Annotated in this window: 18 protein-coding genes and 1 tRNA gene; 14 read left to right on the top strand and 5 right to left on the bottom strand. The window is 63.6% G+C overall.

The window, feature by feature from the left end; genetic code table 11:
* Nucleotides 1–4 precede the first annotated feature (4 nt).
* The 10 genes from B071_RS20235 (at nucleotide 5) to B071_RS0104480 (ending at nucleotide 11,381) form a co-directional block, all read left to right on the top strand.
* Nucleotides 5–577 (top strand): (2Fe-2S)-binding protein, encoded by a 573-nt coding sequence (locus B071_RS20235; RefSeq protein WP_018525902.1) that lies wholly within the window; start codon nucleotides 5–7, stop codon nucleotides 575–577.
* Entirely contained in the window at nucleotides 574–1,407 is an 834-nt protein-coding gene (locus B071_RS0104440; RefSeq protein WP_018525903.1) for an FAD binding domain-containing protein, read from the top strand. Before B071_RS20235 ends, B071_RS0104440 begins: the two co-directional genes overlap by 4 nt.
* Nucleotides 1,408–1,478: 71 nt before the next feature.
* Nucleotides 1,479–4,895: a DNA polymerase III subunit alpha gene (gene dnaE / locus B071_RS0104445; RefSeq protein WP_026244976.1), complete on the top strand. Its 3,417-nt coding sequence runs from the start codon at nucleotides 1,479–1,481 to the stop codon at nucleotides 4,893–4,895.
* Nucleotides 4,892–5,485 carry a YggT family protein gene (locus B071_RS0104450; RefSeq protein WP_018525905.1) on the top strand — a complete coding sequence of 198 codons (594 nt, stop codon included), beginning with the start codon at nucleotides 4,892–4,894 and terminating at the stop codon, nucleotides 5,483–5,485. Before dnaE ends, B071_RS0104450 begins: the two co-directional genes overlap by 4 nt.
* A 4-nt stretch (nucleotides 5,486–5,489) precedes the next feature.
* Nucleotides 5,490–7,577 (top strand): ATP-dependent DNA helicase RecG, encoded by a 2,088-nt coding sequence (gene recG / locus B071_RS15925; protein ID WP_018525906.1) that lies wholly within the window; start codon nucleotides 5,490–5,492, stop codon nucleotides 7,575–7,577.
* On the top strand, nucleotides 7,574–8,125 hold the full coding sequence (gene rsmD / locus B071_RS0104460; protein WP_018525907.1) for a 16S rRNA (guanine(966)-N(2))-methyltransferase RsmD: 552 nt from the start codon (nucleotides 7,574–7,576) through the stop codon (nucleotides 8,123–8,125). Before recG ends, rsmD begins: the two co-directional genes overlap by 4 nt.
* A gap of 28 nt (nucleotides 8,126–8,153) precedes the next feature.
* Nucleotides 8,154–9,233, top strand: coding sequence for an ATP phosphoribosyltransferase regulatory subunit (locus B071_RS15930; RefSeq protein ID WP_018525908.1), 1,080 nt, complete (start codon nucleotides 8,154–8,156; stop codon nucleotides 9,231–9,233).
* The gene (hisG, locus tag B071_RS0104470; RefSeq protein WP_018525909.1) at nucleotides 9,230–9,865 is read left to right on the top strand and encodes an ATP phosphoribosyltransferase; all 636 of its coding nucleotides are present in this window, start codon (nucleotides 9,230–9,232) and stop codon (nucleotides 9,863–9,865) included. Before B071_RS15930 ends, hisG begins: the two co-directional genes overlap by 4 nt.
* Nucleotides 9,855–10,235 carry a hypothetical protein gene (locus B071_RS0104475; RefSeq protein WP_018525910.1) on the top strand — a complete coding sequence of 127 codons (381 nt, stop codon included), beginning with the start codon at nucleotides 9,855–9,857 and terminating at the stop codon, nucleotides 10,233–10,235. Before hisG ends, B071_RS0104475 begins: the two co-directional genes overlap by 11 nt.
* A 42-nt stretch (nucleotides 10,236–10,277) precedes the next feature.
* Entirely contained in the window at nucleotides 10,278–11,381 is a 1,104-nt protein-coding gene (locus B071_RS0104480) for a tetratricopeptide repeat protein (protein WP_051075256.1), read from the top strand.
* Between the two features lie 76 nt (nucleotides 11,382–11,457).
* Here B071_RS0104480 and B071_RS0104485 read toward each other — a convergent pair whose 3' ends face one another.
* The gene (locus B071_RS0104485; protein ID WP_026244977.1) at nucleotides 11,458–13,248 is read right to left on the bottom strand and encodes an alanine--tRNA ligase; all 1,791 of its coding nucleotides are present in this window, start codon (nucleotides 13,246–13,248) and stop codon (nucleotides 11,458–11,460) included.
* A 138-nt stretch (nucleotides 13,249–13,386) separates the two neighbouring features.
* On the opposite strand from B071_RS0104485, the gene B071_RS0104490 reads away from it, so the two are divergent.
* Both B071_RS0104490 and B071_RS15935 read left to right on the top strand, forming a co-directional pair.
* Nucleotides 13,387–13,863 (top strand): hypothetical protein, encoded by a 477-nt coding sequence (locus B071_RS0104490; RefSeq protein ID WP_018525913.1) that lies wholly within the window; start codon nucleotides 13,387–13,389, stop codon nucleotides 13,861–13,863.
* Between the two features lie 1,363 nt (nucleotides 13,864–15,226).
* Nucleotides 15,227–15,904: a FecR family protein gene (locus B071_RS15935; RefSeq protein ID WP_018525915.1), complete on the top strand. Its 678-nt coding sequence runs from the start codon at nucleotides 15,227–15,229 to the stop codon at nucleotides 15,902–15,904.
* Here B071_RS15935 and B071_RS0104505 read toward each other — a convergent pair.
* Nucleotides 15,901–17,316, bottom strand: coding sequence for a GGDEF domain-containing protein (locus B071_RS0104505; RefSeq protein ID WP_083914480.1), 1,416 nt, complete (start codon nucleotides 17,314–17,316; stop codon nucleotides 15,901–15,903). The genes B071_RS15935 and B071_RS0104505 overlap by 4 nt on opposite strands.
* Between B071_RS0104505 and B071_RS0104510 the strand changes: the two genes are divergently transcribed.
* On the top strand, nucleotides 17,315–20,038 hold the full coding sequence (locus B071_RS0104510) for a CHASE2 domain-containing protein (protein ID WP_018525917.1): 2,724 nt from the start codon (nucleotides 17,315–17,317) through the stop codon (nucleotides 20,036–20,038). The two genes, B071_RS0104505 and B071_RS0104510, sit on opposite strands and share 2 nt — an antisense overlap.
* A 53-nt stretch (nucleotides 20,039–20,091) precedes the next feature.
* On the opposite strand, the gene B071_RS0104515 is transcribed toward B071_RS0104510, so the two are convergent.
* On the bottom strand, nucleotides 20,092–21,240 hold the full coding sequence (locus tag B071_RS0104515) for a flagellar motor switch protein FliG (protein WP_018525918.1): 1,149 nt from the start codon (nucleotides 21,238–21,240) through the stop codon (nucleotides 20,092–20,094).
* 232 nt (nucleotides 21,241–21,472) lie between these two features.
* Between B071_RS0104515 and B071_RS0104520 the strand changes: the two genes are divergently transcribed.
* Nucleotides 21,473–21,545: transfer RNA gene (locus B071_RS0104520), tRNA-Phe, on the top strand.
* Nucleotides 21,546–21,619: 74 nt separating this feature from the next.
* On the opposite strand, the gene B071_RS15940 is transcribed toward B071_RS0104520, so the two are convergent.
* Nucleotides 21,620–23,296: a methyl-accepting chemotaxis protein gene (locus B071_RS15940; protein WP_438829566.1), complete on the bottom strand. Its 1,677-nt coding sequence runs from the start codon at nucleotides 23,294–23,296 to the stop codon at nucleotides 21,620–21,622.
* 327 nt (nucleotides 23,297–23,623) lie between these two features.
* Nucleotides 23,624–23,857 (bottom strand): hypothetical protein (locus tag B071_RS0104530; protein ID WP_026244978.1); only part of this gene is annotated, 234 nt, incomplete at its 5' end.

Raw genomic sequence — 23,857 nt, forward strand, 5'->3', positions numbered from 1 at the left:
GACCATGAAGATAACCTTTACCCTGAACGGCCAGAAAAAGACTCTGGACTGCGCGCCCACCGACTCGGCCTGGGCCCTGATATCAGAAACGGGTGCCCGCGAGGGCCGGTGCCACAACGGCAGCTGCCTCCGGTGCGCCGTACTCCTGGGTGAGCGGCCTGTCCTCTCCTGCATCCTCCCCGCCTACCGGCTTCACCACGCCGAGGTGACCACCCTGGAAGGAATCGCCGGAAAGCCCCTCTTCCGCGACATCCAGCGCGCCTTCGACAAGGTGGGGATCTCCCGNTGCGAGGATGCCCTGCCCGGCCTGATCATGCTGGCCTATCAAATTATCTCCGAGAAGGGCACCCCCTCGGATCTGGATATCCAGGCCTACAGCAGATACCTGGTGACCCGCTGCGCAGGACGGGACGAGTTCGAGCGGGCCGTCCGGCTGGCAGGACGGCTCCACGGAAGAAAACGCACCGATCGCCCATCGGCCTCCTCCCGCACAGCGGACCCGGCCCGGGGTACGGGCAGGAGGAGCGGGACCGCAGACGCCGCCCGGAGCAGGTCAGACAAGGGGGTGTCACCATGAGCGGCCGAACGGGCAAAACCGCCCCCCCTTCCCTGCCCGGGGTCCATGTACCAACCTCCCTGAGCGAAGCCCTGCAGATTCTCCGCAAGGAACCGACCCTCCCCGTCTGGGCGGGAGCGACCTGGTGGATGGACAAGGGGCTCGAGGCCACATCGCTTCTCTCGCTTCAGGCTCTGCCGGAACTGAAACGGGTTGTACGGAGCGATCTCCGCGTCGATATCGGGGCAGCTGTCCCCGTGGCACGCCTGCGCGAAGCGGGACACCGCTATCTGCCGGAGCTGCTCATAGCGGCCCTGGACCGTCAGGGCCCCCCGCCGGTGCGAAACATGGCGACCCTGGGGGGAGCCCTCTCGCTGCCCGAGGGGATCCTGCCCGTTGCCCTGGTCCTGCTGCTCCTGGACGCCCGGGCAGAACTCCGCAGGGCCGGAGCGTCCCGGTGGAGCCCGATCAACGCGATTCACCGCGTCCCCGGCGAGATACTCACGCGCATACGCATCCCCCTGAAACAGCGCACCCACTGGATGCTCCACCAGTTCGGCAACGCCTACCCCCTGAACGGCCCCTCCATGACCGTGGCCGCCACAGCCCGGACAGACAAGAAGAGCCTGGCCGGGATCCACTGCGGGCTTCTGCTCCGGGGAACCCGCATGATCAGGCTGCGTGAGGCCGAGGCCGAGCTCGTGGGACGCCAGCTCCCCCTGACCGAGCGGGACCAGCGCATCCTTCTGGGCGCTCTCAAGGATCACCCCTCCTACGCCCGCGAGATGGACGACCTGGAACGGTGGCGTGCGGCCAGCACCATGAAGCAGTTCCTCCGCCGCCTGGGATAATCCCGGGGGAAATCTGCGGGCCCGGCACGGGCAGGTTGAGCGAGACCTCACCTTCGGGCTATCATGACGCCGTGTCAGGCTTTGTACATCTCCATAACCACTCCGACTTCTCTCTCCTCAAGGGAGCATCGAGCATCCCCGGAATGGTAGCCCGGGCCAAAGAGCTGGGCATGTCAGCCCTGGCCCTGACCGACGACGGCAACCTCTTTGGAGCGCTCTCGTTTTATCAGGAATGCCGCGCTGCCGGAATAAAACCCCTCATCGGTTGCGATTTCTACGTAGCCCCCAGCTCGCGACACCGGAAAACGGGTCTGGACGGAGCCAACCGGAACGGCCGGATCGTCCTGCTGGCCCGGGACCAGGAAGGGTACAGCAACCTGCGCCACCTCTCCTCCATCGGCTATCTGGAGGGGTTCTACTACCGCCCCCGGATCGATCACGAGGTGATGGAACGTCACAGCGCGGGGCTGATCGCCCTCACGGGAGCCCTGGGCGGCGAAGTCCCGCGACTTCTTCTGGGAAACCGCCCCGACGAGGCAGAGAAACTGCTGGAGTGGTACTGCACGGTATACGGGAGAGAAAACGTCTATCTGGAGCTGACAGACAACAAGATCCCGGAGCAGAAGGTCCTGACCCGAATGCTTGCGCAGCTTTCGGAAAAACTCGACCTCCCCCTGGTGGCAGCCAACGACACCCACTACCTCACCAGGGAAGACGCCAACGCCCAGGACGTCCTCCTCTGCATCGGCAGCAACCGCAAAAAGGCCGAGACGAACCGCTTCAGCTTCTCCACCCAGGAGTTCTACCTCAAATCGGGCCCGGAAATGGAAGAACTCTTCCGGGACTATCCCCAGGCGATCGCCAACACCGACCTGATCGCCAGGCGGTGCAACCTGGAAATAGAGCTCCCGGGGCCGCGCTTCCCCTCCTACGATATCCCCGAAGAGTTCGCCTCCCGCGACGATTATCTGCGCCACATCACCTGGGAGGGGGTCCGTCAGCGCTACCCCTCCATAACCGACGAGATCACTCGGCGCACGGACTACGAGCTGGAAACGATCATCTCCATGGGCTTCACGGGGTACTTCCTCATCGTCTGGGACTTCATCGCCTTCGCCCGGAATAACGCCATTCCCGTGGGTCCCGGCCGGGGGTCCGGCGCGGGTTCGATCGTAGCCTACGCCCTGCAGATCACCGACGTGGATCCCCTGAAGTACAACCTCCTCTTCGAGCGCTTCCTCAACCCCGAGCGCGTCTCCATGCCCGACTTCGATATCGACTTCTGCTTCGAGCGGCGCGGCGAGGTGATCGACTACGTCACGCGCAAGTACGGCCGAGAGAAGGTGGGCCAGATCATCACCTTCGGGACGCTCAAGACAAAATCGGTGATCCGCGACGTGGCCCGCGTNCTGGGGCTGCCCTACGACGAGGCCGACGGAATCGCCAAACTCGTACCCCAGGACCTCAAGATGACCCTGAGCAAGGCCCTGGAACAGGAGCCGGAACTGGCCGCGCTCCCGCAGCGCGGCCCCGTCTACGCCGAACTCCTCGACGTTAGCCGCCGCCTGGAGGGGTTGCACCGTCACGCCTCGACCCACGCAGCGGGGATCGTTATCGGCGAGAAGGACCTGGTGGAATACGTTCCGCTCTACCGGGACCCCCGTACCGGCTCGATCTCCACCCAGTTCACCATGGACCAGCTGGAAGAATGCGGCCTGGTAAAGATGGACTTCCTGGGGCTCAAGACCCTGACNCTCATCAAGAACACCGAGGCCCTGGCCAAGCTCCGGAACCCCGACTTCTCGGTGGCGGAGATCCCCGAGGACGACCAGCCCACCTTCGCGCTTCTGGGCAAGGGGCTGAGCAAGGCGGTCTTCCAGTTCGAAAGCTCGGGGATGCAGGATATCCTCCGCCGGGCACGACCCAACCGGATAGAGGACCTGATCGCCCTGAACGCCCTCTACCGGCCCGGCCCCATGCAGTACATCGACCAGTTTGTAGACTCCAAGAACGGCCGCAGCGCCATCACCTACCCGCTGCCGATCCTTGAGAAGGTACTGAAAGAGACCTACGGCGTTATCGTGTACCAGGAGCAGGTCATGGAGATCGCCCAGCTCGTGGGCGGNTTCAGCCTGGGCAAGGCCGATATCCTCCGGCGCGCCATGGGAAAAAAGAAAGAATCCGAGATGGCCCTCATGGAAAAGGAGTTCCTCCAGGGCGCCCAGGAAAAGGGCTACACCCGCGAGCAGGGCTCGCTGATCTTCGAACTCCTGAAACCCTTTGCCGGTTACGGCTTCAACAAGTCCCACGCTGCGGCCTATTCCCTCCTGGCCTACCAGACGGCGTACCTGAAAGCCAACTTCCCCGTGGAGTTCCTGGCGGCAAACCTCACCAACGAGATCAACGACACCGACAAATTCGCCGACTATCTCCAGGAGGCGCGTACCCTGGGAATCGTGGTGCGCCCGCCCAACGTCAATACCAGCGAAAAATATTTCGGCGTACTCCAGGATCAGGTCGTCTTCGGCCTGGTGGGGATAAAGAACGTGGGATCCGGCGCCGTCGATGCGATTCTGGAGGCCCGCACCGGGGGCGGTGCCTTTCAGAGTTTCCTGGACTTTCTGGAGCGCATCGATACCCGCACGGTGAACCGGAAGGTGATCGAAACCCTGATAAAGGCCGGCGCCTTCGACGATCTGGGCCACAACCGCCCCACTCTGCTCCACAACCTGGATATCTTCCTGGAGGCGGCCTCCCACACCCGGGAAAACCGCCTGGCGGGACAGGTCTCGCTCTTCGATGACACCGGAGAGACCGGCGAGGACCGGCTCCTGATCGAGGAACAGCCCCCCTGGAGCGCCGCCGAACGCCTGGAATACGAACGGGAGCTTCTGGGCTTCTACTTCTCCGGTCATCCCCTGGACGACTACCGGGAACGGTGGAAAGAGACCACGGGGGTTCACCTGGGACGGCTTAAATCTGCTACACTGGGGGAGAACCTCCAGATCACGGGGTTCCTCCGGGAACTCCGCGTTGTGGTAACGCGCAAGGGCTCCCGTATGGCCATGGGCGTCCTGGAAGACTACAATGGCGAGGTAGAAGTGGTGGTCTTCCCCGATGTCTACGCCGAGATCGGCGAGGAACTGGTACCGCGCCGCGTCGTGGGGTGCCGGGGAAGCCTGGAACGGCGCAAGGACTCGGTCCAGCTCGTACTGGAATCGCTGATCCCCCTGGAAGACCTGGAAGAGAAGGACGCCTCAACGGTGCATCTTCGGCTTCTGCCCGAAGACCTTACCGAGGAGGCCCTGTACAATCTGCGGGGCGATCTGCAGGACCTGGGAGGCAACTCCGAGATCCTGCTCCATCTGGGCCCCCCTGAATCGGAATCGGTGGTCCGGGTAAACACCCAGCTGCGGGTATCGTCGCGCAAGGATGTCCTGGACCAGTTGGCACAACACCCCCTGGTAAGAGAGGTATGGAAAGTATGATACAGCCCATCGCCCGTGCGGCAAGCAGCCTGATCTCCCTGTACATGATGGCTATCTTTGTGCGCATCATCATGACCTGGTTTCGCGGTGTTCACTATGGACGAGCCTACCTCTTCCTCACCTCCATCACCGACCCCTATCTGGACTGGTTCCGCCGGAACACACCCCTCCGGTTCGGCATGATCGATTTCTCCCCCGTGGTGGGAATTCTGGCCCTGGGATTCGTCCAGAATATCCTCACCGAGATCGCCCGTACCGGGGCGGTGAGAGTCAGCTTTCTCCTGGTTGTCATGATCTCCTCGGTCTGGTCGGTGGTCTCCTTCTTCTTCACGATCTTTCTCATCCTGGGCCTGATTCGCCTGGCCGGCATCATGGCGGGCCTCGATGCGGGNGGNGGNCGCTTCTGGCTCGTGATCGAGCAACTCCTGAACCCGGTCCTGCAGGTTGTGGTCCGCCCCTTCCTGCGGGGGCGCTTCACCAACTACCGCGACTCCCTGCTGATCTACTGCGGTGTCCTCCTGGCGGTTCTTGTGGGAGGACGGTTCGGCATCAGGCTCATCCTGGCCCTGGTCGGACGAATCCCCTTCTAACCAGGTGTATTCCCTCCCCCTGGGAGACTCCCTGCGAAACCGGGCGCTCACGACCCTCCCCGGGATCGGTCGCTCCCGGGCAGAGCGTCTGCAGCGCCTGGGCATCACCACCCTGGAGGATCTGCTCCTGCACCTGCCCCGATCCTACCAGGACCGGTCCCGCTTCAGCCCCCTCACGGAGGCGCTCCGGAAAGGCGAGGGTCTCGTCCTGGTGCGGGTTCTCAAACACGAGTACTTCCCCTTCCGCCGCGAGCGGGTCCTGAAAATCATCGTCCACGACGAGACCTCTGNCGCTGCCCTGGTCTGCTTCGGNCGNAACTTTCTGGCCGATCTGGCCCCGCCCGGCGCCGAGGTGCGCCTCTGGGGGAACTTTGCCCTCCGCCGGGGAGAGATCCAGAGCAGCTCCTTCGAGATCGAACCCCACCATCACGACAGGCCCCTGGCGGGGATCATCCCCGTCTACCCCCTCACCGAAGGAATATCCCAGACGGTACTCCGCAGGGCCCTGGCCGGGGCCCTGGCCCAGACCCTTCCCGAGCTGGGAGAGGACCTGCCCGATCGTGTCCGGCAGCGAGCCCGGGGGATGACCTGCGCCGCAGCGCTCCAGGCGGTACACCGGCCCCGTACCCTCGAAGAGGCCCGGCAGGGCCAGGACCGTCTGATCTTCGGCGAACTCTTCCTTTTCCAGAAGGAACTCGCCCTGGAAACACTGGCCCGGCGACGCGCCCGGCAGGTTCGCCGGGGAACCCCCGAACGAACCCTGACAGAACCCGTCCTGGAGGGCCTCCCCTACCGGCTCACCCCCGATCAGGCCCGGGTCNTGGAGGAGATCAGGCAGGACCTGCGCCGCCCCTGGCCCATGGCGCGGCTCCTCCAGGGGGACGTGGGGTGCGGCAAAACCCTGGTGGCGCTCCTGGCCGCCTGCGCCGCCCTGGAGCAGGGACGCCAGGTGGCCCTCATGGTTCCCACGGAGCTTCTGGCCCGGCAGCACGAAAAAACCGCCCGGNCCCTCCTTGCCCCGGCGGGGATCACGGTCCGGCTGGTCCTGGGAGGACTCGCGAAGGCCGAAAAGGAGGCCCTGACGGAGGATCTTGCCCGGGGAGAGGTAGATCTGGCCGTGGGGACGCACGCGCTCCTGAGCGAAACCTGTACCTTTTCCTCCCTGGGGCTGGTCATCATCGACGAGCAACACCGCTTCGGCGTGCGCCAGCGGGAGCTCCTGGCCCGGCGTGGTGACCACCCGGACCTGCTCATGATGAGCGCCACCCCCATTCCCAGATCCCTGGCCCTGACCGCCTTCGGCGACATGGAGATCAGCACGATCCACCACCTGCCCCCGGGGAGGAGTCCCGTGGTGACCCACCTTGCCCGGATAGGCAACGAGGAGCGGGTCTACCGTTTTCTCAGGCGCCAGCTCGACGCGGGCCACCAGGCCTACCTGGTCTACCCCGCCATCGGCGAGGGTGAGGGCGAACCGGGGACCCTGCGAAACGCCACGGCCATGGAAGCGCGCCTGGCCCGGGAGCTGGCACCTCACCGGGTAGGTCTGGTACACTCCCGGCTCAGCGAGGAAGAGCGCACCACCCGGATGGAGCGCTTTGCCTCGGGGGAGCTGGCAGCCCTGGTAGCTACCAGCGTGGTAGAGGTGGGCGTGGACGTCCCCAACGCCACGGTCATGGTGATCGAGCAGGCCGAACGGTTCGGGCTGGCCTCGCTTCACCAGCTGCGGGGGCGGGTCGGGCGGGGTCCGGCCCGGTCCTACTGCATCCTGGTCTATCAGGAACCCCTGACCGAGGAGGCCCGGCAGCGCCTGAAAGTGCTCTACACCAGCACCGACGGCTTCGTCATCGCCGAGGAAGACCTGCGCATCCGGGGCCCCGGGGACCTGCCCGGTGAGTCGCCAGGGCTTCATCAATCGGGTTTTCTCGCCTTCCGCCTGGCCGATATCCGCAGGGACATGGCGATCATGACCCGGGCCCGCCAGGCCGTTCGGGAAGAGCTGGAAAAGCTGCAAGAGCTGGAAGAGCTGGAAGAGCTGGAAGAGAAACTTCCCCCTGCGGGAGAGACCCGCCACAAAAAGGAGACCCCATGAGAATCAGCGGAGGAACCCTGCGGGGACGAACGGTCCTGTGCCCCCCCGGCATCATTCGCCCGGCCATGGACCGCATGAGGGAATCCCTCTTTTCCATTCTGGGGCCCCTCCAGGACACGAGCTTCCTGGACCTCTTTTCCGGCTCGGGCCTGGTGGGGCTCGAGGCCTATTCCCGGGGGGCTCGCCCCGTGGTGCTGGTGGAGAAGGACCGGGGCAAGCGGAAGATCATCCTGAAAAACCTGGCCGACCTGCCCTCGCCNCCCCGGCTCTGCCTGGAGCCGGTGGAACGCTACGTGGCGCGCACCTCCCACTCCTTCGATATCATCTATCTGGATCCCCCCTTCTCCTATCCCTACAAGGAGGACCTGCTCCTGCGGATCGCCCGGTCGCGTCTGGTCCGGGAGGNTACCCGCATCCTGATCCATCTTCCCACGGAGGAGTCCCTCTCGGGGAGCCCGGGAGGTCTGGAACGGCAGGATATCCGGGAATACGGGGGCTCCTCGGTCCATTTCTTTTCACCTTCCTCACCGGGAAACGCTGACACGTAGAGCCGTTCCTGCTACCATTCNGACCATTATGAGTGAGTGGAGCAACCGACGCGGGCGTCACCATTCCCTGGGCCTCCCCACGGGAACGGAGACGCTGCAGCTGCAAGAGGCGGCGCGACACCGCCGCATTACCCGGGTTCTGGAGGACCAGTTCGAGCTCTGGGGCTATACCCCGGCAGAGACCCCCCTNGTGGACTATTTCGACGTCTACCAGCCCCTGCTCACCCCCGAAGGGGTGCGCAGCACCTATCGTGCCATGGACCGGCAGGGGGAAATCCTCTCGGTGCGGGCCGATACAACCCTGTTTCTGGCAAAACAGCTGGGTCTGCATCTCTCGGCGGAGGAACTCCCCGTGCGGGTCTGGTATAACGACCAGATCGTGCGCGCCGAGGAAGAACACGATATCGCCAGCAACGACTATCAGCAGGCCGGGCTGGAGCTGGTGGGCGCCTCGGGGATCGAGGCCGATGCCGAGGTCCTGACGATCCTCCGGGAATCCCTGCGGGCACTCTCCCTGGAAGATGCGGCGATTCACCTGGGACACCACCGGATCCTCGAGGCTATCACCCCCGACGGGGTCGCCCCGGCGGCACTGCGGAGTCTGGTGCGGCGGCGCAACCCCGTGCCCGCCGACTGGGGTCTCACGGCGGACCTGCAGGAACTTCTTCTCTTTATCGGCTGCCGGAAAAGCTTTTCCACGCACCTTTTGAGGTGGACCCTCCCCGCAGAGGTCCGCTCCGCCGCCGAGGAGCTGCTGGCCCTGGCAGATCTGCTGCCCGCCACCTCGTCGGGAGGAAGCACCCTCCCGGCGATACGGATCGACCTGAGCGAGCTGGCCGCGCACGACTACTACAGCGGCATCGCCTTCAGCGCCTACCACCCCGGCAGCACGGCAGCGATCGCCCGGGGAGGNCGCTACGACCACCTCCTGGGGCACTTCGGCTACGACGCCCCCTCGGTCGGCTTTTCTGTCTTCACCCGCAAGCTCCCCGCGGAGACACTCCGGGAGGAGCACCGCCCCTCGCCCCCCGCCCCGGGCCAGACCTTTGCAGAACGGGTTGCCCGGGCGCAGGATGCCCACGAGCGGGGAGAAAGGATGCACCTGTGATCACCATCGCCCTGCCCAAGGGACGGCTCTTCGAGAAAACCAGCAAAATCCTGGCCCGCTGCGGCTACCATCTCACCCTGGGGGACCGCCAGCTCGTGGCAGAAGAACCCCGGGGGGAGATCAGGGCAATTCTGGTAAAGAACTCCGATCTCCCCACCTATGTGCACCACGGCATCGCAGGCCTGGGCGTCTGCGGCAGCGACGTCATCTACGAAAGCGGCCACGAGTTCTTTGAACTCCTTACCCTGCCCTTCGGAGGAACCCGCATCTGCCTGGCCGGGAGAAAGGAAGACCCCGGTCAGCCCCGGGACGCCACGGTGCTCCGGGTGGCCACCAAGTTCACCCGTTTCACCCGCGACGCCTTCCACCAGCGGGGCATCCCCGTGGATGTGATCCGGCTGGACGGGTCGGTGGAACTGGCTCCCGTGCTGGGCCTCGCCCCCTACATCGTCGATCTCGTGGAAACGGGGAGCACCCTGGTGGCCCACAATCTGGAAGTAAAGGAGACCCTGGGAAACACCGAGGTTCGTTTGATTGCCAATCCAGCCTTTTACAAGTATCATTTTGACAGGGTCAACACCTTTGTCACAACCTTGCAGGAGGCCCTGAAGGCTGGGCAGGGTGAAGGGTAGATCCAACCCCGAATCCCGGGAAGGGCCCGTCCCTACCTCATCCCGGGGGTTTCTGAAAGTCTCGGGGGACGAGGCCCAAAGCATCACCCCCTCCCAGCGGGTGGCTCTGATCCGCCGGGGGAACGAGTTCTTTAACAAGGGCGACTACGCAACGGCCAAACGGATCTTCATGACCGTGGGCTACTCCGACGGTCTGATACGACTGGGAAATCGATTTTCCAAAGAGGGAAACCCCCTTGAAGCGTTTCGGATGTTCTGGCTCGCCGGCGATACCCGCCGCGTGGCGGAACTGAGCGAAAATATGGCACAGGTGATCAGGAAGTGGCTCCGGGAAGACGAGCCCCTCCCTCACCGGGAAAAGAGAGAATGACTTGTGGATACAAAGAACCCCGACTTCGGGAAGAACCCCGGAATGGAACCGGGGAGCAACCAGGACCAGGAACGGCTCGCCCACCTTTCCCAGCAGGGCTACCAGTACCTGCGAGAGAATATGACCCGCGAAGCACGCGCGCGCTTTGAAGAAGTGCTCGCGGCAGAACCGCAGAACAACTACGCCCTGGTGGGAATGGGTGATCTCTGCCGGAAGGAGCGCCGCTTCAAGGAGGCCGTGGCTCACTACCAGCGGTGCCTGACGCACCACCCCGAGAACAACTACGCCCTCTTCGGCCTGGCCGAGAGCTACCGCTCCATGAAGCAGTTCAACCGGGCCACCGAGGTCTGGGAGCGCTACCTCAAGCACGACAACGAGAACGTCACGGTTCTCACCCGCGTGGCCGACGCCTACCGGAAAACCCGTTCCTTCGACCGTTCCCGGGAGCTCTACCTGCGGGTTCTGGAACTCGAGCCCGACAACAGCTACGCCCTGATCGGTCTGGGTCACCTGCACTACGATTTTTCCGATTACGAGAAAGCCCTGGGATTCTGGGAACGGATGTACCAGAAGAGCGGTGATGCCGTGGATATCCGCGTCCTCACCTCTCTGGGGAACTGCCACCGGAAGATGAAGACCTTCGAATCGGGGGTCCTCTACTTTGAGAAAGCGCTGGACCGCGAGCCCCACAACTTTTTTGCCCTCTACGGGCTGGCTGACTGTTTCCGGGGCATGCACAGACACGACAAGTCNCTGATCTACTGGAANCGGATTCTGGAGATGGATCCCGAAAACAAGGTAATCCTGACCCGCGTGGGCGATGCCTACCGAACCCAGGACGATCTTGACCAGGCCGAGCGGTTCTATCGCCAGGCCCTGAACGTTCAGTACGATAGCTACGCTGTTCTGGGACTCGCCATCATCCACCGGAAACGGAAAGAATACGCCGAGGCNATCCGGGGGCTCGAGCAGCTTCTGGAGTCGGAACCCGAGGGGCATCGGGCCGTGCTGGAACTGGCTGCCTGCTACGAGGAACAGGGGAAGATCCCCGAGGCCCTGGCGGTGCTCTCACGGTTCGTCCAGCGGACCCACAGCACCTCCCGGAGCGTGCAGACCCGCATCACCGAACTCAAGAACCGGCTCTGACCGCCCCCAGGAGCGTTCCTGCCCCTGGGAGCGTTCCTGCTCCGGAAGCCTTNCCGCTNCTGGGAGCGTTCCAGCTCTAGGAGCGTTCCAGCACCGCCTTGATTCTGCGAACCCCCTGGGAGGAGGACTGCTCCTTCCTGATCCTGAACCGCCCCATGCCGCCCGTCCGGGCCACGTGGGGGCCTCCGCACACCTCGCGGGAGTAATCACCGATACTGTAGACCTTCACCTTCTCATCGTAGCGGTCGCCAAAAAACGCCAGAGCCCCGGCATCGCGAGCCTCCTGGAGCGTCATGGTCTCCACCACCACAGGAAGGTCGGCATCGATTTTCTCGTTCACCAGCTCCTCAACCCGCCTGATCTCGTCGGGAGTCATCTTTTCCGGGTGGGCAAAGTCAAAACGCAGCCTGTCGGCGGTAATGTTGCTCCCCTTCTGGGAGACGTGCTCACCCAGGACATCCCGCAACGCCTGGTGCATCAGGTGCGTGGCGGTGTGCAGCGCCGTGGTATACTCCGACTGATCGGCCAGCCCGCCCTTGAAGGTCTGGTTGCTGTCNAGCTTTGACTTCTCGCGGTGCTTCACAAAGGCCTCTTCGAAACCTTCGCAGTCCACAGTGAACCCGTGCTCCGCCGCGAGCTCCCGGGTAATCTCCAGGGGGAAGCCGTAGGTATCGTAGAGCTTGAACGCCAGACGACCGGGAATCTCCCGCTTCTTGCCCTTCATGAGGTTGGGGATCATCTTCTCGAACTCCCGCTCCCCGTTCTGGAGGGTCTTCAGAAAACGGTCCTCCTCGGCGTGGAGCTCCTGAAGAATCGTCTCCCGGTTTTGTTCCAGCAGCGGATAAAACCCGGCGTAGGTCTCGATCACCCTCCGGACGGGCTCGGCAAGGAAGGGCCCCTCGAGCCCCAGCTTGCGGCCGTGCCGCATGGCACGCCGGATGAGCCTGCGCAAAACATAGCCCTGAGCCATATTCGAGGGGACCGTGGGGTTCTCGTCACCCATGACAAAGGTGGCGGTCCGGGCGTGGTCGGCGATGATGCGCAACGACCGGTCCGTCTCCTGGTCCGCTCCGTAGCGGTGCCCCGTGAGCTCCTCCAGGCACGCCAGGATCGGCTGGAACACCTCGGTATCGTAGACCGAACGCTTGCCCTGCAGGATCGCGATGGTGCGCTCCACCCCCATACCGGTATCAACGCAGGTCCGCTCCAGGGGCAGAAAGGACCCGTCGGCCTGCTTGTTGTACTGCATGAAGACATCGTTCCAGATCTCCAGGTATTTCCCGTCGGACACACCGGGCCGGCTCCCGGGGGTTCCCTCGATCCCCGTATCGATGAACATCTCCGAGTCGGGGCCGCAGGGCCCGGTCTGGCCGGCAGGCCCCCACCAGTTGTCCTTGCGACCCAGATAATGGATTCTCTCGGCGGGCACCCCCACATCCCGCCAGACGGCGGCGCTCTCCTCGTCCCGGGGAACATCGTCATCGCCCCCGAAGACGGTCACGGAGATCCGCTGGGGGTCTATTCCAAGCCATTCCGGCGAGGTGAGAAACTCCCAGCTCATGCGGATCGCCTCTTCCTTGAAATAATCACCCAGGGACCAGTTCCCCAGCATCTCGAAGAAGGTGAGGTGACTCTCGTCGCCCACCTCGTCGATATCGCCGGTGCGAATGCACTTCTGGACATCCACGAGGCGCGTTCCTGCGGGGTGGGGCTCGCCCAAAAGATAAGGCACCAGAGGGTGCATCCCGGCGGTGGTGAAGAGAACGGTGGGATCGTTCTCCGGAATCAGGGATTTTCCCGAGATCTCGGCGTGACCGCGGGCCTTGAAAAAATCGATATATTTCCGACGTAGTTCCTGTGCTGTCATAAGGGGTCCATGATAGGAAAAGCGGGGGCCGAGGTCAATCACGGGGCTCCGACCGAAGCGTTCCGGATCGGAATATATATTATGAAATAATGCCTTTAAAAATGGAAATATCCTGCTCCAGGGAGTAGACTTGTACGTGTGAAGACGCTAACTCATAAAGTTCTGGCTCTTGTGATGGCCCCGGTCTTTTTTCTGACCCTGGCCCCGCCGCTTCAGGGACAATCCAACGAGGTCCTGGACGCAATTCTCCAGGAAGAACCCCTCACCTACGGGAGCGCTGCCTACGTGTTGCTCCTGGCTCTGGGTGAGCTGGAGGAGGGGGCATCCCTCACCAACGCCGTGGCAGCCCTGGACCGGCTCGGCCACGGCCTTGCAGACCGTCCCGGCCACGACCCCCTCACCCTGGGCGAATTTTCCCACCTGGCCATGGGCCTCTTCGGGATCTCCGGCGGGGTCTGGTACCGGTTCCTGCCGGGCCCCCGCTACGCCACGCGGGAACTGGTCTACCGGGGTGCCCTGCAGGGGCGGGCCTATCCGTCCATGCATCTTTCGGGAGAGCGGGCCCTGCGCATCATCGGCAGGATCCTGACCCTCCGGGAGCGAGGTCTGCTATGATGATCCGGAACGTTCACACCGCCCCCCGGCGCCCGGGGCTGCTACTCGGAACAGGAGTTCTTTTTTTTATTCTCTTCGTCGCACCCGGGGCCTCGTCGGCTCCCCGGGAGACACAGCCTCCTGAACTGGAACGGACCTGGGGGATCAACCTGGACAGCAGCTCCTCCTTCTCCCNNNNAGACCACGCCGACGACGATCCGCAATACACCGTCACGGCGGCGCTCTGGCTCCGNAGCCTGCTGGTCCTCAGCGGNGGCCGGTCCGTAGAGATGATCGCTCAGGGAAGCTATACCTGGAGCGACGACCGGGAGTACCTCTTTAACCTGGATATTCTCCGCGCCACGGGGCGCTTCCCCGGGCTCCTGGGGGAGACCTCCATGGTACGGGCAACGGCGGGGCGCTTTCACCTGCGGGACACCACGGGGGTCGTCCTGAGCCANACNGTGGACGGTCTGCAGCTCCGGGTGAGCTATCCCCTGGCGCGGCTGCGCCTGGCCGCTGGCCACACGGGGCTCCTCCTGAACCCCGTCTCGGACATCCGCATGACCGCCACGGATCTCGACGAAAGTGATGACGACGACACCTTCTTTGGCCCGGCCCGCCTTCTGGGGCTGGCNGANGTNNTCTTTCCCGAGCTTCCCCANCGACAGAGCCTGAGTGTCGCCCTGACCGCCCAGAAGGATCTCCGCGATGCCGACGACAACGAGACCACCTTCGACAGCCTCTACGCCACGGTCGCCCTCTCCGGTCCCGTGGCGGGCAACCTCTACCACTCCCTCGCGGGAACGNTTATGGCNGGATCCGCCGAGACCGGGTCCGAGAGCACCTCTTCCACGGGGTTTCTGGCGGAGGCGCGNCTGCGCTACTACCGGGANGCTCTGGCCGGGTCACGCCTGGGCGCCAATTTCACCTGGGCCTCGGGCGACGAGGGCGGTGCAGACCGGTTTGTTCCCATCAGCCGGGGCACAGCCGGGACGATCCTGGACCTCCCCCTGGAGGACATTCTGCGCGGCGAGATCTTCTACAGCTTCCAGCCCCTCCCCGGAATTCAACCCAGCCTCACCGTGGGGTGGTTTTTCCTGGCCTCCGACGANCGCCCCCAGACCCCCGAGGTTGACCCCGCTTCGGATGGCCGTTTTCTGGGAACCGAGGTGGTGGGCCGACTGGTTGTACGNCCAGTCAGCGATCTGGGATTNCGCCTCACCGGGGGGGCCTTCTTTCCCGCCTCGGGGAGTTCCGGAGTCTTTACCAGCGACCGGAAGACGGAATATCTCCTGAAAATAGAGATATCCACGAGCCTGTGATATTCTTTCAGAAGAGCCGGTGATATTTTTTTGAAGAGGGAATAACAATGAAAAGAGCAATGACGAGAACAGGTCTTCTGGGAGCCCTTCTGATCGCGACGGCCCTCCCCGTCCTGGCCCTGGAAGCACGCGTCTCATCGGTTCAGGGGAAGGTAGAGATCCGCACAGACAGCACAGCCCCCTGGATCGCCGCTGCAGAGGGGATGCGCCTCCCCCTGGGCGCAACCATCTCCACGGGCTTTAATTCCCAGGCAGAGCTCGTCGTGGGGCCTGCCACGCTCCAGGTACGGGCCCTCTCGCGCATGCGCCTGGATGAGCTCATGGAGCGGGAGGGGGTAGTTCAGAGCGACCTTCACCTGCAGGTGGGCAGGGTCCGCGCCGATGTTCGCTCCGCCGAGGGGCTACGCAGCGAGTTCCGCCTGAGCAGCCCCATCGCAACCGCCGCCGTGCGGGGGACCAGTTTCGAGTTCGATGGAACCACCGTCCAGGTCGACCAGGGTTCGGTACGCCTCGCCAACCAGTACAACGAGGGCGTCCCCGTGGGGGCGGGAGAATCCTCGGGCAGCACCGGTGACGAACCCCCGCCCCCGCCCTCGGAAAGTCGCGAAGCTGCTGCTATAGTCGTGGCCTTCACTCCCGGCGCGGAGGAGTCGGGAGACCGCCAGGAGGGCGTCCTGGAATCGTCGGCCCCCACAACCGGGGGAATCCGCGTGAACTGGTCTTTCGAGGGGCACTAACCCCCGTTCCCGCCGTCGGGGCTGTAGCCGGNTTGTTCAGAGAGAACAACCCGGTTGCGGCCCCGCTCTTTTGCCTGNTACAACGCCCGGTCGGCCCATTCAATCACCTCCAGAGGGGAGCCCCTCTCTCCGCTCCAGGCTACACAGACTCCGGCGCTGATCGTCACGACCCCGGCCTCGCCACCATCGCTGTGGGTGATCGCCAGATCCTGAACTTCCCGGAGCATTCTCTCCGCAATGGCGAGAGCTTCCTCCACCGACGTGTCGGGGAGCACCACCACGAACTCCTCGCCCCCGAAACGCGCCACCAGGTCGCCCTGGTGACGCAGGGTAGCCCGAAGAGCCCCGGCGATACGCTTGAGACAGGTATCCCCCAGGAGATGGCCGTAGCGATCNTTGTAGAGCTTGAAGCGATCCACGTCGATCACCACGATCGCCACGGGCCAGGAAGCAGAAGCGTTCCAGAGCTCCTCAAGGTGCGCCATAAGGCCCCGCCGGTTGGCGATCCCCGTCATGGGATCCAGACAGGAGAGCTCGGCCAGGCGGGTATTGGCCTCCACCAGGGCGTCTCCCCGGAGTCGCTCCCGAAGGCCCACCAGATACGAATAGCGTTGCCCCTGCTCGAGACCGTAATTTGCAAAGAGTGTTATCCCCGCCGTGGCAACCAGGGAGAGGGTGTAATGAGCAGCCACGGTAACCGGCAGAGGAAGGGCAAAGAAGGGAATCGCCCCGATATAGCACGCCGAGAGCAAAACCGAGACCGCCAGGGCAGCACGGAATCGCAGGACCACCACGTTATTGGCGTAGGCCAGCACCAGGATAAGCCCGTGGTGATAATAGATCGCCTGGGGGTGAGCACTGCGGAGCACCAGATAGAGGAGCCCCAGACCCGTCACAACCGTGACAAGCGCCATCAGAAATTCCCGGAAAGCGGGGGCAATNCCGCGCCGGATCATCAGGGCCACNGCAATACCCACGGGNGTGATGATACCCANCCGCACGATCCGGGCCTGGGTCATGATATCGGGAGTCATGAATCGGTCGGAGACAAGAAAGAAATTGACCAGNATCAGNGCCACAAGNGNNCGGAGCACCAGATGTCGGCTTCGCTCGCTCCCCGTCTCCTGCTCAAACCGNTGCTCCAGCGCCGCAGGCAGCCGCACCGCCCGGGGCCGCTGTGCCAGAAGANCGGCAATATCTCTCCGCAACAGGAGTCGTTCCTCGGCAGNATCGTCGGAAGCGTTCTGTGTAACATCGTCGGGAACGAACAAAATACCTCCCTGGCCTCCCGGATCNGTCCCGTGCCAGCATAAAACACGGCGGTCACTTCCCAGTATCTGGAATTCTCCGGGTGAAAACAATAGTATTTGATATAGTATACCGAAGGAATCGTCTCGCAAGGGAGTTATCATGGCCAAAGCTCAATCGGTGCTGGAACGGTACTATCTCATTCCCTTTGTCGCCACAGCCCTGGTTGCGGCCCTCTCGCTGCTTCCCCAATACCANGCCCTGGATCGGGGNAGCTACGACGTACTCCTGGGAATACGCCCCCCCGTGGAAGAGCGGTCGGAGTTCCTCCTCCTCAACGCCGATGACCTGGCCGTAGCCCAGGTAGGCATGTGGCCCTGGAGTCGCCACATCATGGCCGACGGGCTGATCCTGATGGGCGAGTTCGACCTGAACTACGCCGTCTTCGATATCGAGTACGTGGACCGCAGTCCCCAGGGGGTGGACTCGCTCTTCCTGAACCAGGAGATACCCCACAGCTTTGCCCGGGAGTTCGAATCCCTGGAAGGTAATATCAGCGCCCTCTTTGGAGCGCTGTACCAGGGAACGATCCCCCTGGAGGAGGCCGAGGAGTACATCCTTCAACTGGTAGATCTCTCCCGGGCCGCCCGGGAACGCCTCCTGGAAGAGGTTCGCTCCATCGCCCGGGACAACGACGACTACCTGGGGCGGGCGGCCCGCTTCTTCGGACGGGCCTTCTTCACCACCACCATGCTCCCCGATGACGTGGGGCTGGTGACGGTGAGCGACGAACATCGCCGGTTCATCCTGGATGAGATCGCCCTGGAAAACGTCACGGGCGATCTGGAACTCCTGCCCGAGGCACGGGACATCCAGCCCGCCATTCCTCCCGTACTCCGCCGCGCCGCCGGGGCGGGGTTTCCCAACGTTCTGGTTGACCCCGACGGGGTCCGACGCCGGGTAGATCTCCTCTCGCGCTACCAGGATCGGGTCTTCGGCCAGCTCGCCTTCCGTCCCCTCCTGCACTGGCTGGGGAGCCCCGAGATCGAGGTGAAACCGGGAAGCATCACCCTCCGCGATGCCCGCCACCCCGACGGGGACATCCGGGACATCACGATCCCCCTGAGCCACGACGGCAAGATGCTCGTGACCTGGCCCCAGAAACGGTACGATCAGAGCTTCCGCCACCTCTCGTTCAACGACCTCTACGTCCACGGCCTTCTGGAACAGGACCTGATAGCCAACCTGGACGCCATGGACGGGGCAGGCTTTCTCCAGTTCGGAGAACCGGGCCCGGACCTCCTGCCGGCCTACCGCTACGCCGAGGATCTGCGCGAGGAGGGCCTCGCCACGGGAGACTCCGAGGTGATCGAGGAATATTACCAGGTGAGGGCCTTTTTCTTTGATGCCCTGAAGACCTTCCTGGCAGGAGACGCCGATGAGGCACTCCAGGCCGAACTGCACCGGATCATCGCCCACCCCGAAACGCCCGAGACAATCCGGGAAACCTACCGGGAGGTTCAGGAAGATGTGGAGGCCTTCTTTGCCGCCTCCCGCGATATCTGGCGCCGGCTTCATGAGGTCCGGGAACGGCTGGGGCGGGAACTGCCCGGCTCCTTCGCCGTTCTGGGCCATACCAGCATCTCCACCACCGATATCGGGGTAAACCCCTTCGACGGTCAGTACATCAACGTCGGGCTTCACCCCTCGGTGGCGAACACCATTCTCACCGGAGACTTCCTGCGGGAGTTCCCCCCCTGGTACGGCCTGGTGGCGGCGATCCTCCTCAGCATGGTGGCAGCGCGCCTGATCAGGGATGTAAAACCTCTCCCGGCCGCAGGGATCGGCCTGGGGCTGCTGGCCGCCACGATCGCCCTGGCTGCGGGTCTCTTCATCGGCCTCGGCTGGTACCTGCCNNTNCTCGNTCCCCTGCTGGCGGTCTTTCTTACCTCCGTGGCCATCTCCCTGGCAAAATTCCTGAAAGCCGAGGGCGACAAGAGCTTCTACCTCTCGGCCTTTTCNCGTTACCTCTCGGCCGACGTAATCGGCCAGATCATCGAGGATCCGGAACGGCTCAAGCTGGGCGGGGACAGCAAGGAACTGACGGCGATCTTCACCGATGTGAAGGGCTTCTCCACCATCGCCGAGCAGATGACCCCGGCCGATCTGGTGCGGCTCCTGAACGAATACCTCACCGCCATGAGCGATATCATCCTGGAACTCTACGGGACGATCGACAAGTACGAGGGCGACGCGATCATCGCCTTCTTCGGGGCTCCCCTGGACCTGGAGGACCACAGCTGGCGCGCCTGCGCTGCGGCNGTCCGCATGAAGGCGATCGAGCGGGAGTTGAACCCCCGCTTCCTCGAGTCGGGGCTGGCCCCGGGCGAGCTTCTCACCCGGGTGGGGATCAATACCGGCGAGATGGTGGTAGGGAATATGGGAACCCCCAAAAAGATGGACTACACCATCATGGGCCACGCCGTGAANCTGGCNGCCCGGCTCGAGGGGGTCAACAAGCAGTACGGCACCTGGACGCTCACCACGGAGCAGACGATCGGCGCGGCCGGCCTCGATTCCTTCCTCACACGCCGCCTGGACCGCGTCAGGGTGGTGGGAGTCAAGGAGCCGGTGCGACTCTACGAGATCATCGCCGAGAGCACCTCCGCCCGGGAAGAAGACCGGGAACTGGCAGAGATATTCCTCCAGGGGCTCACCCTCTTTGAGGAGCGGGACTACACGGGGGCGAAGAAGTATTTCCAGGAGGCAAAAAAGCGGTCTCCCCAGGACGGCCCGGCCACGGTCTACCTGGAACGATGCGTGAAATACGGGAACGCTCCGCCCGCAGAAACCTGGGACGGCGTCTACAACCTCACCAGCAAGTGACCCGGGGGCTCCCCTGCTGGGGGGGCTGGGGAGCCCCTCCGGGGGGAGATCACTTACCGGGAGGAGAGCTCCTCGCCAGGCAGTCGCAGCACCACCTCGCCCCGGGCAGCCATGGTCCGCACAAGCCGCACAAAATCGCCAGTGACGCGGTCCACATCGCGGCGGCGCATGGGGCCCAAAGACTCCCGNTGGAGCTCCACCATCTCGCGGCGGCGATCGCTCATNTTTGCCAGAAGCCGCTCTGTCACGTGGGAGCTCTTCCCCTTCAGGATCACGGCGATATCCTGATCGTCCACGGTCTGCAGAATCTTCTGCAGATCCCGGTCCTCGAGATAGACGATGTCCTCCAGGCTGGTCATGTGGGTTCTCACCTTTTCGGCCAGGTCCTGATCGGCATCGTCCAGGGAAGCCAGAATACGGTCCCCCGAGGANAGATCCATNTACCGGAGAATCTCGGCGAGCCGCTCCTCCCCGGCGATCTCCTCGCCCTCNGGCGTTCCCAGCGATTCCAGACGCGTCCGCAGACGCTCCTCCACGGTTGTCAGGATCGCCCCCTCCACCCGCCCCAGGGAGGAAACACGGCGCACCACCTCGATCTTCAGACCGGGATCGAGGGCCTCCAGAAGGCGGGCTGCGGCCCCTTCGGGCATGTGNGCCACCAGGATTGCCACCACCGCCGGAGACTCCCGCCGCAGCAACGCGGCCAGGTGCCTGCCCTCCACGTCCTTCAGGAAGNCGAACCGGTGCGGCCGCTCCCCCGGCAGGAGTTCGTAAAACCGGCGGTCCCCCTCGTCCTGGCCGAAGGCCCGGACCAGAATTTCCCGGGCCGTCTCGGGACCGGACCGGGCCTCCCGGCGCGGAGCCTCGGCCTTCGATCCAAAGCGCGCCAGCACCTGCCTGGCCTCACGGGGAGAGATCGGCCCCAGAGAGGCCATGGCTTCCAGAATTTCNTCCGCCTCGGCGGGCGTCATGGTCCGCAGAACCCGGGCAGCCTCCTCGCGGCCGATCAGGGCAAGAAAGACTGCGGCCTGGCGCAGCCGCGACGNNCCNCCCTTCAGGGCAGGTTCCCCGGCAGGGCCAGGCGAAGCCGGAGGATTTCCCCCNTGCGGACGGTTCCGTGGTGGTTCCTGAAGGGGAGCTGTCTCTTTCAGCAGCCCCTGAATCTTCTGGTACGCACCGGCAGCGCGGCGCCGTTCTTCCATCGGCAATACCCCTCCATANCACACTGTACCGCGACATACTGTGCCGTGACACCATGATGCGGTCACAGGGGGGATGAGGTCAACTGCTCTTGAGAGCTGCCGGAACACCTGCCNGGAATGCCCCGAGGCGGTCCCCNGAACCAGAANGAGCCCCCCAAAAAGAGACTTAAAGGGGTCCGAAGCAGTTGACACCCCAAGGCTGCTCTGGTATAAATACACCCGTTACGAGCGTGCCGCTGTAGCTCAGTCGGTAGAGCAGTGGACTGAAAATCCACGTGTCGACGGTTCAATTCCGTCCGGCGGCACCTTCAANGCCTCCCTTCGGGGAGGCCTTTTTTGTATGTGCGCCCTTCCCCCTGTTCCCCGCAATCGGGCATCCCTACTCCCTGCGCTCCAGCCTGAACCGTCCCACCAGAGTTCTGACCTGATCAATGCGATCGCTGGTCTTTCCGCTCAGACCCTCCACGGCCGTGACAGCCCCCTGAATCTCACCGGCACCGGTCTGCATCTCCTCCATGCCCTGCCGGAGATGCCGCGTGATCCCATCGATCCGGACAACCTCGTCCAGCATGGTGGCGCTGGCGGTGCGGATCTCGCCGGATCCTGAACGGACAGCATCGGTAACCTGTGAAATCTCTCCCAGAGCCTGCAGAATCTGGGTGCTTCCCGCGCTCTGTTCCTCCATGGCGTTCCTGATCTGCCGCTCATTCTGACCCACCAGATCGATAAGCTCCTGAACCGTGACAAAGGCCTGCGAGACCTCCTCGGCCGACCCCGCTGCCCGGGCAATGGTAGAAGATATATCCGAAAGCTCCCGGCCGATCGACTTCGACTGCTTTCCGGCNTCCTCCGAGAGGGATCGTATCTCCGAGGCCACCACAGCGAAGCCCCGGCCGAACTCCCCGGCGTGGGCGGCCTCGATAGCAGCGTTCATGGAAAGGAGGTTTGTCTGACGCGCGATAGCCTGAATCACGGCGCTGGTTTTTTGCAGTCCTTCGCTGCGATCGGCGATCTGCCGGTTCAGGGCGATCATCTCGTCCAGTCTGGTCCGCCCCTCCCGAGCCGCAGCGGTAAGTTCNTCGAAGGAGGCCACGTTCTTCTCCAGGGTCGCCGCCACGGAACGAACGCTGGCCATCATCTCCTCGATGGAGGCGCTGCTCTGGGCAACCACCGAGGACTGGTTCTGTACCAGGCCGTCCAGCCCCTCGATATTTCTGCTTATTTCCTCGATGGTGGAAGTCACCTCGGAGACGCTCCCCGCCTGGACCCCCGCCTGGTCTGCCAGAGAATGAATATTGGCGGTGATCTCCGTCACAGCCGCTGTNGTCTCCTGCATGTTTCCCGAGAGTTCCTGCCCCAGCTCGGCCAGGGCATCGGTGGCGCTCCGGATGGTGGACATGATCTCTCGAAGCCCCCCCAGAAAGGCATTAAAACTCCCCGAGATTTGCCCCACCTCGTCGCGGCTTGTAACGGCCAGGGTGGCTGTGAGGTCGGCCTCACCCCGGGCCACGCCATCGAGCCCGGCCGAAACGCGGCGCAGGGGCAGGAGGGCCCGCCGAACAAACCACCAGAGCAGAAGGGCAGCAGATCCCGCCAGAATCAGGGCGATGCCACCCAGCCGGATCACGCTGCGCCGGACACCCAGGGAGATCATTTCCTGTATATTGGCAATACTTATTCCCAGGAACCATATTCCAATGACGTCCCCGCTGCCGTCGCGAACCACAATGGGGTCGTAGATCGTCACGTAGTCCTCACCAAGGATTTGGGCAGTCCCTACCATGGTCTCGCCGGCAACAACGGGTCCGTAGGCGGCGCTATCCCGCCCCAGAAAGGTCCCGTCGGCCCGGGAGCCATCGGAGGTACGGATCGAAGTAGCTATTCTGCGGAAATCATCGCCATCGCGGACAAAGAGGGTGGCCACCACACCCAGGGATTCCGATATCTCGTCAATCAACTCGTAGTGACCCGAGAGGGATCTCCCCGTGCCGTCCAGCAGGTCTCCCGCCACCAGCCGCACCTGGCCGTGGCGGGTTCGCGCTTGCTCCAGCAGCATGGCCAGGTCACCCCGGAGCTTGGTCTCGAAGACGTCCCGGGCAACGGCCAGGGAGTTGTTGGAGATAGCCACCGCGCTGGCCGCGATGAGAAACCCTCCCAGCCCCAGGAGCGCCACGATACCGACGGCAGCAACCTTGAACAAAAGGCTCGACGCAGACCANCGAGCTGTAAAAAAATGTGAAAAAAGACGCAATCCATACCTCCCCGTGTTTATTACTTGTGATTTAAAACACAAAATATCACGGGGAAAAATTATTCCAACCTCTCGAGGCTTTTCGTTGCTATTTTGTTACTGTCTCGGCTGTCTTTCGCCCCTGTCCCCGAACTACTCCACAATAAACCGGTCTACAATGCCCTTGACCCGGGCAATACCCTCGCCGTTCTTGCCGCTCATTTCTTCCACGGCGGTCACGGCCTGCCGGATCTCGTCGGAACCGGACTTCATCTCCTGCATGCCGTTACTCAGCTGCTGGGTTATATCCTGCAGGCGCACCATCTCTTCCAGCATCACCCGGCTGGCCTGGACGATCTCGCCCGACCCCTCGTGAACGGAATCGGT

It is taken from the genome of Alkalispirochaeta alkalica DSM 8900, assembly GCF_000373545.1.
In the GTDB taxonomy this organism is placed as follows: Bacteria; Spirochaetota; Spirochaetia; order DSM-27196; family Alkalispirochaetaceae; genus Alkalispirochaeta; species Alkalispirochaeta alkalica.

Coding starts and splice junctions, on each gene's coding strand:
- B071_RS0104440 (WP_018525903.1), top strand. CDS start 574: ATGAGCGGCCGAACGGGCAAAACCGCCCCCCCTTCCCTGCCCGGGGTC.
- B071_RS15935 (WP_018525915.1), top strand. CDS start 15,227: ATGACGAGAACAGGTCTTCTGGGAGCCCTTCTGATCGCGACGGCCCTC.